Annotated in this window: 11 protein-coding genes and 2 tRNA genes; 5 read left to right on the top strand and 8 right to left on the bottom strand. The window is 62.5% G+C overall.

Annotated features, from left to right (window positions below):
* Positions 1–180: 180 nt before the first annotated feature.
* Both KZJ38_RS10490 and KZJ38_RS10485 read left to right on the top strand, forming a co-directional pair.
* The gene (locus tag KZJ38_RS10490; protein WP_219799972.1) at positions 181–1,482 is read left to right on the top strand and encodes an FAD-dependent oxidoreductase; all 1,302 of its coding nucleotides are present in this window, start codon (positions 181–183) and stop codon (positions 1,480–1,482) included.
* A 232-nt stretch (positions 1,483–1,714) separates the two neighbouring features.
* Complete coding sequence (locus KZJ38_RS10485; RefSeq protein ID WP_246641754.1) at positions 1,715–3,346, top strand: NAD(P)H-hydrate dehydratase; 1,632 nt, start codon at positions 1,715–1,717, stop codon at positions 3,344–3,346.
* 42 nt (positions 3,347–3,388) lie between these two features.
* Here KZJ38_RS10485 and KZJ38_RS10480 read toward each other — a convergent pair whose 3' ends face one another.
* Positions 3,389–4,249 carry a CPBP family intramembrane glutamic endopeptidase gene (locus tag KZJ38_RS10480; RefSeq protein WP_219799970.1) on the bottom strand — a complete coding sequence of 287 codons (861 nt, stop codon included), beginning with the start codon at positions 4,247–4,249 and terminating at the stop codon, positions 3,389–3,391.
* A gap of 443 nt (positions 4,250–4,692) precedes the next feature.
* On the opposite strand from KZJ38_RS10480, the gene pgi reads away from it, so the two are divergent.
* The gene (gene pgi, locus KZJ38_RS10475; RefSeq protein ID WP_219799969.1) at positions 4,693–6,315 is read left to right on the top strand and encodes a glucose-6-phosphate isomerase; all 1,623 of its coding nucleotides are present in this window, start codon (positions 4,693–4,695) and stop codon (positions 6,313–6,315) included.
* A 179-nt stretch (positions 6,316–6,494) separates the two neighbouring features.
* Here pgi and KZJ38_RS10470 read toward each other — a convergent pair whose 3' ends face one another.
* The gene (locus KZJ38_RS10470; protein ID WP_219799968.1) at positions 6,495–7,181 is read right to left on the bottom strand and encodes an ABC transporter ATP-binding protein; all 687 of its coding nucleotides are present in this window, start codon (positions 7,179–7,181) and stop codon (positions 6,495–6,497) included.
* Between KZJ38_RS10470 and KZJ38_RS10465 the strand changes: the two genes are divergently transcribed.
* Both KZJ38_RS10465 and KZJ38_RS10460 read left to right on the top strand, forming a co-directional pair.
* A complete protein-coding gene (locus tag KZJ38_RS10465) occupies positions 7,180–7,953 on the top strand; it encodes an arylesterase (protein WP_219799967.1) in 774 nt (257 codons plus the stop codon). The genes KZJ38_RS10470 and KZJ38_RS10465 overlap by 2 nt on opposite strands.
* 118 nt (positions 7,954–8,071) lie before the next feature.
* Positions 8,072–8,413, top strand: a complete 342-nt coding sequence (locus KZJ38_RS10460) for a hypothetical protein (protein ID WP_219799966.1) — start codon at positions 8,072–8,074, stop codon at positions 8,411–8,413.
* 158 nt (positions 8,414–8,571) lie between these two features.
* On the opposite strand, the gene KZJ38_RS10455 is transcribed toward KZJ38_RS10460, so the two are convergent.
* The 6 genes from KZJ38_RS10455 to clpX all read right to left on the bottom strand — a co-directional run bounded on the left by KZJ38_RS10455 (position 8,572) and on the right by clpX (position 15,555).
* Entirely contained in the window at positions 8,572–10,512 is a 1,941-nt protein-coding gene (locus KZJ38_RS10455; protein ID WP_219799965.1) for a SurA N-terminal domain-containing protein, read from the bottom strand.
* A gap of 149 nt (positions 10,513–10,661) precedes the next feature.
* Positions 10,662–10,738: transfer RNA gene (locus KZJ38_RS10450), tRNA-Asp, on the bottom strand.
* 67 nt (positions 10,739–10,805) lie between these two features.
* Positions 10,806–10,881 (bottom strand) — tRNA-Val (locus KZJ38_RS10445).
* 160 nt (positions 10,882–11,041) lie between these two features.
* Positions 11,042–11,314: an HU family DNA-binding protein gene (locus KZJ38_RS10440; RefSeq protein WP_075157262.1), complete on the bottom strand. Its 273-nt coding sequence runs from the start codon at positions 11,312–11,314 to the stop codon at positions 11,042–11,044.
* A 358-nt stretch (positions 11,315–11,672) separates the two neighbouring features.
* Positions 11,673–14,096 carry an endopeptidase La gene (lon, locus tag KZJ38_RS10435; RefSeq protein WP_219799964.1) on the bottom strand — a complete coding sequence of 808 codons (2,424 nt, stop codon included), beginning with the start codon at positions 14,094–14,096 and terminating at the stop codon, positions 11,673–11,675.
* Positions 14,097–14,283: 187 nt separating this feature from the next.
* Positions 14,284–15,555: an ATP-dependent Clp protease ATP-binding subunit ClpX gene (clpX, locus tag KZJ38_RS10430; protein ID WP_219799963.1), complete on the bottom strand. Its 1,272-nt coding sequence runs from the start codon at positions 15,553–15,555 to the stop codon at positions 14,284–14,286.
* Between the last annotated feature and the right edge of the window lie 103 nt (positions 15,556–15,658).

The following is a 15,658-nucleotide window of genomic DNA, read 5'->3' as shown; positions in this document are numbered from 1 at the left end:
GGACCCTTGCCGCGACCGATCCGGCATCCTCACGTACCCGTCGTGCATCGCCACGCTGTGCTGCTCGTGCGATTCCCCCGCTTTGGCTGCTATCATGCGGCCTTTCATCAGACGGGCGCGGCATCGCGGGCGCCGCGCCGCATGGGCCATCGGGGTTCCGCCGGCAATACGAAACAGAACATGGATGTCATTGTCATCGGCGGCGGGATCGTGGGCGTCGCCACCGCCTATCAGTTGCGCGCGGCCGGTCACCGGGTCTGCGTGGTCGAGCGGCATGCGACCGTCGCGCAAGGCGCCACCTACGGCCACGGCGGCACCGTGCTGCCCACTTCGCTCGACGTCTGGTTCGGCCCCACCTTCATGCCGCACCGAGGGTCGGCGAAGAACGGGGTCATCCGCAAGACCGGCTTTAACGGCGCGGCGCGCGACTTCGTCAAGCGGCTTGGTGCCTTGCAGGCGCCCGACGCTTTCTCCCAGCAATACGCGCGGCTGCGGCCGCTGATCGAATCGGCGCGCGAGGCGCTCGCCGATATCGAAGCACGCTTCGGTCTCGATTTCGAGCAGGCGAACGGCCAGCTGTATCTCGTGCGCACGCAGCAGGAATGGGAGCAGATCAAGCCCGCGCTCGAACTGCTGCGCCAGTTCGAAGTGCCGCATCACGTACTGACGCCGCACGAGTGCGTCGCGCTCGAGCATTCGGTGCCGGCCGATCCGCCGTTCGCGGGCGGCGTGCTGTTTCGCGACGAACGCACGGCGAACTGCCCGCTCTTCGCGAAGCTCGTCAAGCAGACGCTCGATACGCAAGGCGGCGTGCAGTTCCAGTTCGGCCGCGAAGTCACGGCGATCCGGCTCGACAGCAGCCGCGCGGCGGTCGAACTCGCGCCACGGCCCGGCGACCCCGTCAGATCGCGCGAAGTCGACCTGATCGGCGCCGATGCGATCGTCGTCGCGGCGGGCGTCGGCAGCTTGCCGCTGCTCGATCGCGTGGGGCTGCAATTGCCGCTGCATCCGTTGCGGCTGCATAACCTTGTCGCGCCGATCGCGCGCGAAGAATTCGCGCCGCATATGACGGTTATCGATGCGGTCAAGCGCATCACCATCACGCGCAGCAATCACCGGTTGCGCATTGCCGGCGGCGCGGTGCTGCAAAGCGCACGAGAAACCGACAAGCCGCTCGGCGAACCGCTGACCAAGGAAGCGCTCGCGCTGCTCGGCCAGGCAACCCACGACTGGGTGCCCGGCGCCGCGCGCATCTCGCAGGCGCTGCCGTGGGAAGGCATCAAGCTGCTGTCGCCCGATGGCTTGCCGGTGACCGGCAATGCGCTGCATCCGCGGCTCTTCGTCAATATCGGGCATGGGCCGGTCGGCTGGGGGCTCGCGTGCGGCTCGGGCAAGCTGATCGCCGACATGATGACGGGCCGCGCGGCCGATGTGCCGCAGGAAACGGTGGCGGCGCTCGCGCCCGAGCGGTTCAGGCATTGAGGGGCGGCGCCGTCGTCGTGGCCAGCCCCGCTGGCACGGGTACACGCATTGCCACTAACATCAAGGTAATCGCCCCCGCGGCGCGTGCCTTCCGGTGCGCTGCGGTCTGCGCCCTTCCTACCCGTACGCGCTTCCGAACGCCGCCATGACCGTCGCCAAGTCCTCCGCGTCTTCGTCTGCTTCTTCCGCTTCGTCTGCTTCATCGTCGGCTCAGGCCGCCGTTGCCACGCCGATGCTCGTCAATCCGCATGACCGGCCGCTGCCGCTGTACACGGTCGCTGAACTGCGCGCGCTCGAAACGCAGGCCGCCGCCGCGCTGCCGCCGCACACGCTGATGGCGCGCGCCGGCGCCGCGGCCGCGCGCTTTCTGATGGAGCGGATCGCGCATGATGGCTCTGTCGATGCCGCGCATCCCGTGCTGCTGATCGCGGGGCCCGGCAACAACGGCGGCGACGCGCTCGTCGTCGCGGCCGAATTGCAGCGCGCGGGCTTCGCGGTCGAAGTCTGCATGCCGGTCGAAGTGAAACCCGATGATGCGCGCTGGGCGCTTAACGAAGCGCGCGTCGCGGGCGTGAAGATCACGTCGACGCCGCCCGCCTCGTTCGACGGCTATGGCTGGGTGGTCGACGGGATGTTCGGCATCGGCCTCGCGCGGCCGCTCGAAGGCGTGTTTGCCGAGCTTGCGCAGCGTCTCGCGGCGCGCACCTCGAGCACGCCGGGCGACGCGGCGCAGTCGCTGCATATCTCAGGGTCCGCGACGACGGCGTCTGCAAACCGACCCGCCGCGCATGGACGCGTGCTCGCACTCGATGTGCCGAGCGGCCTCGATAGCGACACCGGCAATGTCGTCGACGGCGGTATCGCGGTCCGCGCGACATGCACGGTCACCTTTATTGGCGCGAAGCCCGGGCTTTTCATGGCCTCAGGGCGCGACCTTGCGGGCGAGGTTAGCATCGCGCCGCTCGAGCTCGACACAACAAGCAGCGCGAGTCATCCAGCCGCCGCGCAGCTGAACGCACCAGCGCTGTTCGCCGCGCACTTCCCGCCGCGCGATTTCGCGACCCATAAAGGCACGTTCGGCAGCCTCGCGGTGGTCGGCGGCGACACCGGCATGTGCGGCGCGCCGATTCTCGCGGCACGCGCCGCGCTTTATGCGGGCGCCGGCAAGGTACATGTCGCGCTGCTAGGCGTAGGCGGCCCCGCCTACGATCCGCCCCACCCCGAACTGATGCTGCATGCCATCGACGACTTGCCGCTCGGCAGCATGGATGCGCTATCGATCGGCTGCGGCATGGGTCATCGCGAGCGCGCGACGCGCGTGCTGAAGGACGTGTTGCCGCTCGATCTGCCGAAGCTCTTCGATGCCGATGCGCTGAATCTGTTTGCGCGCGACGCGTCGCTTGCGGCGGCGCTCGAGGCGCGCGGCTCGCGCGATAACGACCCCGCGATTCTCACGCCGCATCCGCTCGAAGCCGCGCGCCTGCTCGGCATCGACGCGCCGGCCGTCCAGCGCGACCGGCTCGCCGCGGCGCGCGCGCTGACGCGCCGCTTCGCGAGCGTCGTCGTACTGAAAGGGACCGGCACGGTGATTGCGGCGCCGGACGGCCGCGTCGCGATCAATCCGACCGGCAACGCGGCGCTTGCGACGGGCGGCACCGGCGATGTGCTCGGCGGAATGATCGGCGCGCTGCTCGCGCAGGGCTTGCCGCGGTATGAGGCCGCGCTGGCGGGCGTCTATTTGCATGGGCTCGCCGCCGATGCGCTCACCGCGCGCGGCGACGGTCCTGCGGGATGCACGGCCGGCGAGCTCGCGCCGATGGTGCGCAAGCTGCTGAACCGGTTGTTTTATCCGACGCAGGGGTAGACGGCGACTGCCAGACGATGCAGCCAGCCGATGCATGCGGCATCACACCGCATGCAGCCCCGGCTGCAGCATCGGATATGTGAACAGCAGGAAGTGTGTCGCGTTCAGCGCGAAGTGCGCTAGCACCGCGGCCCGCAGTCCACCGAAGCGGTAGGCGAGCCCATAGCCGAGCCCCGCGACCGCGCTGAACACGACCCACAGCCACCCGCCTTCCGGCAAATGCATCAGGCCGAACAACGCCGACGCGACGACCAGCGCGATGGCTTTGCCCAACGGACGGCCGTCGAGCAGCCGCATCAGGCCGCCTTGCAGATAGCCGCGAAAGAACGCTTCCTCGACCACCGAAACGAGCAACAGGTTATTGACGAGGAAAAGCCACGCATCGGCCGGCCACTTCGGCTCCCAGACGACGAGCCGCATCGCGAGCGCGGTGCCGATGCAGACCGCCGCCGTCAGCAGCCAGCCGCCGATGCCCGCGGCAAGCGCAAGCGTCGCATTCTGCGGCCCGCGTATCCAGCGGAACATCAGCAGCAGCCAGAACGCGACGAGCGGCTTGTCGAGATTCAGGTACATCGAGAACGGCAGCGCATCGGCCGTGAAGCGCTCCGCATGAATCACGCGTGGGTTATGGAAGCCCGGCACCCAATGCAGGATCAGCGCGACGCCGAGCACGATGAACAGCGCATGCGCGACGCGGCGCACGGCCGGCGGACGAGGCGGCAGCACCGCGTACGCAAGCACGATCAGCACGACGATGGTGGTGAGCGCGGCGGCGCCGAGCATCCCCGACGCAAGCGCCGCGCCATAACCGATCACGAGCAGCACGACGCCGATCGCGCGCCGCTCGATCAGCCACGTCGCGAGCACCGCCAGAAAAATCGCGACCCAGGACAAGACGAACATCGAATCCCCGCAAAAGAATGCGCTCTCGCGCGCGGCCGGCCAGCGCCTCGCATCGTTCCGGCGGATGGCCGGCTGCATGGCTGACCGGATCGCTGCCAGCTCGTGGCGCAGAGCGAATGATCTGAATAAAACGGTCAAGCGCGACGATACCGTATCGCTGCATAACGCGCGCTGAAGCCGGCATACGGTGACCGGCTATTTGCGAGTGGCATTCACGAGCGGCATTCGACCATCGGTGTTCGACAATCGGGCCAGCGCATCGAGCATTGGGTCGCGCCCCTCGACGTCCCGTTATCTGGGGCTGCAGCGCCCACACTGAACACAGCGATCGTGCGCCGCTATACTGAGTGACTGCATGCGTCGACGGCGCCCTGCCGCGATTCCCGGAATGCACATGCCGGGTGCGCCGCCTCCCTTCGTGCCCCTTCGTTTGACGGACGGTTATGACCAAGATCACTTTTCCCGCCTGGACCTCGCTGCAAGCGCATTACGAGCAGATTCGCGATGCACGGCTGCGCGACTGGTTCAAACCTGAGAACGACCCTGCCCCGACCCGCGCCGAACGCTTGACGTACTCGGGCGGCGGCATCTCGGCCGATTTTTCCAAGAACCGCATCACCGACGAAACGCTGAAGCTGCTCGTGCAGCTCGCGCGCGAAGCAGGCGTCGAGAAGCGCCGCGACGCAATGTTCGCGGGCGAAATCGTCAATCCGACCGAGCACCGCGCGGTGCTGCATACGGCCTTGCGCGCCAGCGACCCTAACGCGCCGTTCAACGCGCAGGTCAAAGCCGAGCGCGCCAAGATGGCCGCGTTCGCCACGCAGGTGCGTGACGGCAAGTGGACCGGTTACACCGGCAAGCGGATCCGCCATATCGTCAATATCGGTATCGGCGGCTCGGACCTCGGGCCGAAGATGGTCGTGCATGCGTTGAAGCACATTGCATCGCCCGATATCTCCGCGCACTTCGTATCGAACGTCGACGGCGCGGATCTGTACCGCGTGATCGAAAACATCGATCCCGAAGAAACGCTCGCGATTGTCGTGTCGAAAACGTTTACGACGCTCGAAACGATGACGAATGCGCGCTCGATGCGCGACTGGTTCACGCAGAACGGCTGCCCGGAAAACCAGCTCGCGAAGCATTTCGTCGGTGTGTCGGCGAATCCGACGGAAGTGGTCAAATTCGGTATCGCCAAAGAGAACGTATTCGAGATGTGGGACTGGGTCGGCGGCCGCTACTCGCTGTGGTCGGCGGTGGGCCTGTCGATCATGATCGCGATCGGACCGAAGCACTTCGACGAACTGCTCGCCGGCGCGAATGAAATGGACCAGCATTTCCGCACGGCACCGCTCGACAAAAACCTGCCGGTGCTGCTCGGCATGATCGGCATCTGGTATCGAAACTTCTTCGGCTCGCAGAGCTATCTCGTCGCGCCGTATTCGGAAGCGCTGCATTTCCTGCCGTCGTATCTGCAGCAGCTCGAAATGGAGAGCAACGGCAAGCAGGTGCGGCTTGACGGCACGTTCGTCGACTATGCAACCTCGGCGGTCACGTGGGGCGAGCCCGGCACGAACGGACAGCACGCGTTCTTCCAGATGCTGCACCAGGGCCCGACGATCGTACCGATCGATTTCATCGCGGTCCTGACGCCCGAGCATCCGCTTGCCGACCATCATCCGAAGCTGCTCGCGAACTGCTTCGCGCAAAGCGAGGCGATGATGCTCGGGCGCACCGAGGAGGAAGCGAAGAAGGTCGCGGGACCCGACAAGCCTCAACTCGTGCCGCACATCATGTTCCCCGGCAACCGGCCGACCACGACGATCCTCGTCGATGCGCTGACCGCGCATTCGCTCGGTGCGCTGATCGCGCTTTACGAACACAAGGTGCTTACGCAAGGCACCGTGTGGAACATCAACTCGTTCGATCAGTGGGGCGTCGAGCTCGGCAAGATTCTCGGCAAGGTGGTCGAGGCCGATCTGACCGCGGCGAGCACCGATGCGGGCAAGCACGATTCGTCGACGTCCGCGTTGATCGCGCGGGCACGGGCCGCGTTGAAGAAATAAGCTTGTTGGGTTGGATAGAAGAAGCGGGCCTTCGATTCGAATGGCCCGCTTTTTTGTTTTTTGCGTCCTGCTTATTGCGTCCTGCTTATTGCGTCCTGCTTTGTGCGTTCTGTTTTCTGTACTCTCTTTAGTGCGCTCTCTTTAGTGCGCTCTGATTTGCTGCCTTGCTTTACGCTTTGCTAAACGAGCCGCCCCGCTTCGATCGTCACCGTCGTGTCGCAGCGGCGCGCCAGCTCGATGTCATGCGTGACAAGCACCAGCGTCGCACCGTTGGCGCGATTCATCTCGAACATCAGATCGATGACGGCATGGCCCGTCGCGGCGTCGAGGCTGCCTGTCGGCTCGTCGGCGAAGAGAATCGCCGGATGCGTGACGAATGCGCGCGCCAACGCGACGCGCTGCTGCTCGCCGCCCGACAGCAGCTTCGGATAGTGCCGCATGCGCTCGCCAAGCCCGACCTGCGTGAGCAGCGTGCGCGCCCGCGCGACGATGTCGCGCGCCGCCATGCCGCCTTGCAGTTCGAGCGGCAGCGTGACGTTTTCGAGCGCCGTCAGGTGCGGCATCAACTGGAACGACTGGAATACGAAGCCGACCGAGCCGCTACGCAACGCGGCGCGCCCGTCTTCATCGAGTTCGGACAACTCACGTCCGAGCAAACGAACCGACCCGGACGTTGCGCTGTCCAACCCCGCGAGCAAGCCGAGCAGCGTAGACTTGCCCGACCCCGATGCGCCGACAATCGCAACACGGCTGCTGGCTTCGATCGACATGTCGATGTTGTCGAGTATCGTCAGCTCGCCTGTCGCGTCCTTAACCTTCTTCGTCAAACCCCGCACTTCGATGACTGGATCGGATTTGTTTTGCATGTTGAAGCGTAGGTTGAAAGTGCATGCGCTTTTTCAGGCCGCGCTCGTCGCCGCTCGCGTGACGCCTATCGTGCTGGTCGCGGGCTTTGCGGCTCATGCCGATGCAGCGTCCGCATCGGGTTCTGCCTCAAGCTCCGCTTCATATCCTGCTTCACATCCTGCTTATACGCAGACCAATGCGCCTGCGAACAAGCCCGCGGTTGCCGCCAAACCGGTGATCATCGTGCTCGGCGACAGTCTCTCCGCCGAGTACGGCCTGCCGCGCGATACGGGCTGGGTGCAACTGATGCGGCAGCGTCTCGCCGATCAGCGGCTCGATTATAGCGTTGCGAACGCAAGCATCAGCGGCGACACCACGAGCGGCGGGCGGGCACGTTTGCCGGTGCTGCTCGAGCGGCTCAAGCCCGCCATCGTGATTGTCGAACTGGGCGCCAACGACGCTCTGCGCGGCGTGCCGCTTTCAACCACCGAAGACAACCTGCGCACGATCATCGAGCAATCGCAGCAGGCTCATGCGAAGGTCGTGCTAGTCGGTATGTACGTTCCGCCTAATTACGGTCCCGACTACACACAAAAGTTCCATGGCATGTACGGCACGTTGTCGAGCGAACTTCATGTGCCGCTTGTGCCGTTTCTGCTCGCCGGCATCGAGAGCAAACCCGATATGTTTCAGGCCGATCAGATCCATCCGACCCAGCAGGCACAGCCCGTGCTACTCGACAACGTGTGGCCTGCACTCAAACCGCTGTTGCACACAAGTTCGACGCGGTGAACAGCACGCTAACATCTTGTTTCCTAATATTGGGGAACGTGCCCGGATGACGTCTATCTGACACTATCGCCGGCCTCGCAAACCGGCTCTCTTTGTAAGCGACTATGAAGGAGATGACGTGAAACACTTACCTCTTATCGCTTTGACAGTGGCGATCTCCGCTTGTGCCGCTCAACCGCCTGCAGGTGTGCAGTCGGTGGGTACGAGCCAGCAAACTCCCGCAACCGTCGGCACGTGTATCGCGAAGAAATGGGCCGACAAGTCGCAACAACAGGTCGTATCGCAGAACACGCTCGCCTGGGATAAGGCGATGGATGTGTATGTGCCTGGTCAGCAACCGCCTAACGGCTCAGCCGCACTCGTGCGTCCGTCGTATCAGGGCTCCGGAACGTGGGTCGGCTTCCGGCCGGGCACAGGCGGCGGCGGCGCGGACACCAGCGATATCAGCGCCTGTCTGTAACGCGCATTTTCCTCAACCCTTCGAAGTACCAAAGAAGAGGACAAGCGAAAAGGAAAAGCCCCGCATTTGCGGGGCTTTTTTGTTGCTACTTCTGCTTTGCACTTGCTTCGGCACTTAAACGCGCACGCGCCTGCGGTTTGAAGTCGAGCGTTGGTCCGTTATTCGTCGCCGCTCGACTGCGTTTGCGCGCCGTCGAGCGAGCCGAACATCTTGACCTTCGAACGCGCGCGCAACGAATCGAGATACGCCTGCATTTGCGCCTGCGCATCGACCTGCGCGATCTGCTGCTGCGCGCCCGCCAGATGCTGCGGATCCACTGCTGCCGGCGGCACGATCGAGTTCACGCGATAGATCGCATAACCGTCGCTACCGAGATCGACACCGACATAAGCCGGCAATTTCTGCGAATCGACCTTGTAAATTGCGCTCAATGCAGCAGGCGGCACACCTTGCGGATCGTTGCGCGACACCTTCAACGCCGACGAGAAACCTGCCGTCGATTTCGACTTCTGCAGATCGGCAAGCTTCGCCTCGCCATCCTTCTGCGCGAGCGCTGCTGATTGTTGCGCGATCACCTTTTGACGAACCACGTCCTTGATCTTGTCGAGCGCCGGCACTTCGGCAGGCTTGAAGTCGGTCACGTGCGCGGAGATCAGCGTGTTGTTGCCGACGTCGATGGCCTGCGTGTTGTTGCGGTCCTTGACCGAGTCGCTTGCGAATACCGCCGCGAGGAACTTCGGATTGTTGAGCGGACTATCAGGCGGCAGCGCCGGATTCGGATGATCGGTGACGGTGGCCGTTTGAACCTGCAGCTTGTATTTGTCGGCAGCCGGCTTGAGGCTCTTCGCCTGCTCATAGACGATCGACGTGAAGCCCTCCGAATCGTCGCTGAAGGTCTTCGCGGCCTGCTGCGCCTGCACGTCCTTCTGGATGGCCTGCTTGACGTCGTCGAACGGCTTCGTGACGGCCGGCTTCACGTCGGTCACCTTGATGATGTGATAGCCGAAGTCGGTCTGCACGATATTGCTGACCTCGTCCTTCTTGAGGCCGAACACTGCGTCGTCGAAGGCCTTGCCGCCCGCGATCATGCCGCGCGTGAAGTAGCCGAGGTCGCCGCCCTTCGATGCGGAGCCCGGATCCTGCGATTCCTTCTGCGCGATCGCGGCGAACTGGTCGGGATGCGCTTTCACTTCCGCGAGAATCTGTTCGGCCTTCTGCTTCGCCTTGTCCTTATCGGCCGCACTCGCGTCCTTCGGTGCCGTGATCAGGATGTGGCTCGCGCGCACTTCGCCTTCGGTGCGGTAGTGCGCGATGTTGTCTTCGTAGTACTTCTTGAGGTCCGCGTCGGTCGGCTGCGTGGCGGCCGCGAGCGTGCCCGGCGACATCACGACGTATTCGATGGTCGCCGTCGCGGGCGTCTGGAACTCGCTCTTGTGCGCGTCGTAAAATGCCTGCAGTTGCGCGTCGGTCGGCTGCACTTTCGACGCGTAGTCCTGCGCGCGGAACGCGAGGCCCTGCACTTCGCGCTGCTGTTCGGCGAGTTCGGTGAGACGTTGCGCGAGCGCCTTCGGCACGAAAGCCGTGCTCTGGATCGAAGCCGGCAACTGCTGCATGGCCATGCCGTAGCGCACCTGCTCCTGATACTGATCGGGCGTCATACCCTGCATGGCGAGCAACTGCTTGTAGCGATCGAGATCGATCGAGCCGTCGGGCTTTTTCAGCGAGGCGATGACGGGGTCGTTCATCAGCGCGCGGCGCAGCGCATCGTCGGACACCGTCAGATGCAGACGCTGCGTTTCGTCGGCCAGCACGCGTTGCTGGATCAGGCCGTCGAGCATGTCCTTGCGACGCTCCGGCGTGTCGAACGCCTTCATGTCGAACTGGTTGCCTAGCATCTGACGCGCGCGATCGAGTTGCATGCGCATCGAGTTGTCGTATTCGGCGCGGGTGATCTTGTGTCCGTTGACGCTTGCGACGTTCGCGCTCTCGTCAAAGAACCCGCGGAAGCCCTGGATGCCCACGAAGCCCAAGCCCGGCAGGATAACCAGCACGAGCATGAACATCATCAGACGTTGGTGATTGCGGAAAAAATCGAGCATGCTCTCAAGCGCGGAAACGGTCCAAAGGAAACCCAGTGGACAGGGTTGCAAAAACGGGGTGGCCGAAAAACGGAACGCCCGATAGTACAACAGCGGACAACAAAAAAGGCGAACCGGAGTTCGCCTCGCAGTTCGCCTTTCTAGGATGCTGGCGGAGTGGACGGGACTCGAACCCGCGACCCCCGGCGTGACAGGCCGGTATTCTAACCGACTGAACTACCACTCCCTGTTACTGACTGATTGCTCAGTGTGACTGCTCAGTTTGATCGCTCAATGCTCGCGACGACTGGAACTGGTGGGTGCTGAGAGGCTCGAACTCCCGACCTACGCCTTGTAAGGGCGCCGCTCTACCAACTGAGCTAAGCACCCGTTCCTGATGCGCGCGACTCATGTGCCATTTTTATGTGCCACGTGGCGTTCGCATCGTCGTTCGCTGCTGGTTGTGCTGGTTGTTTTGTGCGGCACGCTTGAAGCATTGCATTCCTTCAGAAGCGCTTGACTTCCAACCGGCTCTCAACCAGAGAGTCGATTAGTTTAACGCATCCTTCAGAGCTTTACCAGGCCTAAATTTCGGCACCTTGGCTGCCTTGATCTTGATCGCGGCGCCGGTGCGCGGGTTGCGGCCCGTGCGCGCGGTGCGCTTGCCGACCGCGAATGTGCCAAAGCCGACCAGCGTGACCGAACCACCCTTCTTCAACGTGCCCTTGACGCCACCGATCATGGCGTCGAGTGCACGTCCTGCCGCCGCTTTCGAAATATCGGCTTGTTCGGCGATGTGGTCGATCAATTCCGTTTTATTCATTCCAACCCCCGAGAATGTTGTTGGCTATCGTTAATGCGCCTGAAATGCGCTCGCTTTATAAAACGGCCCGACAGAAACGCCGGGCCGTTTATTAGAATGAGCCGAAACCGCCGTGTCAACCGGGGTTGCGCCCAATTCCTGGCGGTTTTTTACAGGGTTTTCGTGACAAAATTTTGCGATCGGGTCGATGCGCGCACAACTAATTGCGCAAGGCCCGGCGGTAACGCAAACGTTTGGCAGTGGTCGCTATGAAAGCGTTGTCTCTGGTGTCTCCCGTCGGCGATCGGAAAATAAAAAACCCGCGGTGTGAGCCGCGGGTTTTTGCCTGAAGCTTTCGCTTCTGTCAGCTTTATTCAGCTTAATGCTTGACGACTTCGCTGGCCGTGCCGGACTCCGTCGCCGCTTCGCCCACAGGCGTCGCCGGCTTCGGCTCTTCCTCGGGCAGCGGCGCCGGCGTACGCTCGAGCGCGAGTTCGAGCACCTTGTCGATCCAGCGGACCGGCACGATTTCGATCGCGTTCTTCACGTTGTCCGGAATCTCGGTCAGATCCTTGACGTTCTCTTCCGGAATCAGCACGAGCTTGATGCCACCGCGGTGCGCCGCGAGCAACTTCTCCTTCAGCCCACCGATCGGCAGCACTTCGCCTCGCAACGTGATTTCACCCGTCATCGCGACATCGGCGCGCACCGGAATGCCCGTCAGCACCGACACGAGCGCCGTCGTCATCGCGATACCGGCGGACGGACCATCCTTCGGCGTCGCGCCTTCCGGCACGTGGATGTGGATGTCCTGCTTGTCGAACGCCTCGTCCTTGATGCCAAGACGACGCGACCGCGAGCGCACCACCGAACGCGCCGCTTCGACCGACTCCTTCATCACGTCGCCGAGCGAACCGGTACGGATCACGTTGCCCTTACCCGGCATCACCGCCGCTTCGATCGTCAGCAGATCGCCACCGACTTCCGTCCACGCGAGACCCGTAACCTGGCCGATCTGGTTTTCCTTCGCAGCCAGACCGAAGTCGTACTTGCGCACGCCGAGGAACGTGTCGAGGTTGCCGCCATCGACGATCACCGCGCCATCCGCCTTCTTCAGCAGCAGCATCTTCACGACCTTGCGGCAGATCTTCGACACTTCACGCTCGAGCGAACGGACCCCCGCTTCACGCGTGTAGTAGCGAATGATGTCGCGAATCGCGGCTTCAGTCACTTCGATCTCGCCGGTGCGCAAGCCGTTGTTCTTCTTCTGCTTCGGCAGCAGGTAACGTTGCGCGATGCTGACCTTCTCGTCTTCCGTGTAACCCGACAGGCGGATCACTTCCATCCGGTCGAGCAACGGCGGCGGGATGTTCAGCGAGTTCGACGTCGCGACGAACATCACGTCCGACAGATCGAAGTCGACTTCGACGTAGTGATCGGCGAACGTATGGTTCTGTTCCGGATCGAGCACTTCGAGCAGCGCCGACGACGGATCGCCGCGGAAATCCATACCCATCTTGTCGACTTCGTCGAGCAGGAAGAGCGGATTGCGCACGCCGACCTTGGTCAGGCTCTGCAGGATCTTGCCCGGCATCGAACCGATATACGTACGACGGTGGCCGCGAATCTCAGCCTCGTCGCGCACGCCGCCGAGCGCCATACGCACGAACTTGCGATTCGTTGCGCGCGCAATCGACTGCCCAAGCGACGTCTTGCCGACGCCCGGAGGCCCAACGAGGCACAGGATCGGCGCCTTCACCTTGTCCACGCGTTGTTGAACCGCGAGGTACTCGAGAATCCGTTCCTTGACCTTCTCGAGGCCGAAGTGGTCTTCGTCGAGCACGCGTTCCGCATTCGACAGGTCGTTGTTGACTTTGCTCTTCTTGCGCCACGGCAAGCCGATCAGCGTGTCGATATAGTTACGCACGACGGTCGCTTCAGCCGACATCGGCGACATCAGCTTGAGCTTCTTGAGCTCGGCATCGGCCTTCTTCTTGGCTTCCTTCGGCATGCGCGCGGCCGTGATGCGCTTCTCGAGTTCTTCGAGATCCGCGCCCTCTTCGCCTTCGCCCAATTCCTTCTGGATCGCCTTGACCTGTTCGTTCAGGTAGTACTCGCGCTGGCTCTTCTCCATCTGACGCTTGACGCGCCCACGGATGCGCTTTTCGACCTGCAGGATGTCGATTTCGGCTTCAAGCTGCGCGAGCAGATGCTCGAGGCGCTCAATGACCGGGAACATCTCGAGAATGTGCTGCTTCTGGTCGAGCTTGAGCGGCAGATGCGCGGCAATCGTATCGGCGAGGCGACCCGCTTCGTCGATGCCCGACAGCGACGTCAAGATTTCCGGAGGGATCTTCTTGTTCAGCTTCACGTACTGGTCGAACTGCGAGACGATCGCACGGCGCAGCGCTTCGGTCTCGGCGCTATCCGCATGATCGGGCTCAAGCGGCATGACTTCGCACGAGAACTGCGTTTCCTGTTCTTCGATCGACAGCGTCTTGGCGCGCTGCAGCCCCTCGACCAGCACCTTGACCGTGCCGTCGGGCAACTTCAGCATTTGCAGGATGTTCGCGACGCATCCTACTTCGTACATGTCCTTTTCGGTGGGTTCGTCCTTGGCTGCCGTCTTCTGGGCAACAAGCATGATGTGCTTGCCGCCTTCCATCGCCGCTTCGAGCGCTTTGATCGACTTAGGCCGCCCGACGAAGAGCGGAATCACCATGTGCGGGAAGACGACCACGTCTCGCAGCGGGAGCAGCGGGAGCGTGACGCGTTCCGGCGGGAGGAGTTGGGTTCCTGACATTTCATTTCCCCATGAGTGGAATCAGTTTCGTTCGGTAATTAAGGCCGCGAGAAACAATTGCAAGCCTACGCGTGTGGAGAAAAGTTCAGTGACACCAAAAAAGCAGTCCAACCTGACCACAAGATAAACGAAAAAAGCCGTTCACGTCGCCATGAACGGCCTTTTCTCAAAAATCGGGAAGCGCCGATCAATTCGAACCCGCTACCTTCGGTGCGTCTTCATAGATCAACAGCGGCTTGCCGTCGCCATCGATCACGTTATCGTCGATGATGACCTTGCTGACGCCTTTCATCGCCGGCAATTCGTACATCACGTCGAGTAACGCCTGTTCCAGAATCGAGCGCAGACCACGGGCGCCCGTCTTACGGCGGATCGCCTTGCGAGCGACCGCCTGCAGCGCGGCGGGCCGGATTTCCAGTTCAACGCGCTCCATGTTGAAGAGCTTATGGTATTGCTTGACGAGCGCGTTCTTCGGTTCAACCAGAATTTTCATCAATGCCGCTTCGTCGAGCTTGCCGAGCGTCGCGACCACCGGCAGACGGCCAATCAATTCGGGAATCAACCCGAATTTGATCAGATCCTCCGGCTCGACATCACGCAGCACTTCGCCCGCGTCGCGATCCTGCTTGCTCTTCACGCTCGCGCCGAAGCCGATGCCGGTCTTCTCGGTACGGTCGACGATCACCTTTTCGAGGCCATCGAACGCGCCGCCGCAGATGAACAGGATATTGGTCGTATCGACCTGGATGAAATCCTGGTTCGGATGCTTACGCCCGCCTTGCGGGGGCACCGACGCCATCGTGCCTTCGACGAGCTTCAGCAGCGCCTGCTGCACGCCCTCGCCCGACACGTCGCGCGTGATCGACGGGTTGTCCGACTTGCGGCTGATCTTGTCGATTTCGTCGATATAAACAATGCCGCGCTGCGCCTTGTCGACTTCGTAGTTGCAGTTTTGCAGCAGCTTCTGAATGATGTTCTCGACGTCTTCGCCGACGTAACCGGCTTCGGTCAAGGTCGTTGCGTCCGCAATCACAAACGGCACGTTGAGCAGGCGCGCAAGCGTCTGCGCAAGCAATGTCTTGCCGGAGCCCGTGGGGCCGATCAGCAGGATGTTGCTCTTCGACAGCTCGATCTCGTCCTTCTTGTCGAGATGCTTGAGACGCTTGTAGTGGTTGTACACAGCCACCGCGAGAATTTTCTTCGCGCGTTCCTGGCCGATAACGTATTGATCGAGAATTTCGCGGATTTCTTGCGGGCTCGGTAAATCTGACTTCGACATACCGGTTTCGAGCCCGGCGCCCGCTGCTTCGTCGCGGATGATTTCGTTGCACAGGTCGATGCATTCATCACAGATGAACACCGACGGGCCGGCGATCAGCTTTTTGACCTCGTGCTGACTTTTGCCGCAAAACGAGCAATACAACAGCTTCTCGCTGTTCGAACCTTTTTTGTCCGCCATAGATATGTAAGCCTCCGGACACTCCGAGTAACATGATACGCCGTTTGCCCCGCCCCTTCTCCGAGGCAGACCAATGTGCAAAAGCTGACGGCGTTTGCCGCAG

The sequence above is a fragment of the Paraburkholderia edwinii genome, assembly GCF_019428685.1.
Lineage (GTDB): Bacteria > Pseudomonadota > Gammaproteobacteria > Burkholderiales > Burkholderiaceae > Paraburkholderia > Paraburkholderia edwinii.
This window is presented reverse-complemented; position numbering and strand designations above follow the sequence as displayed.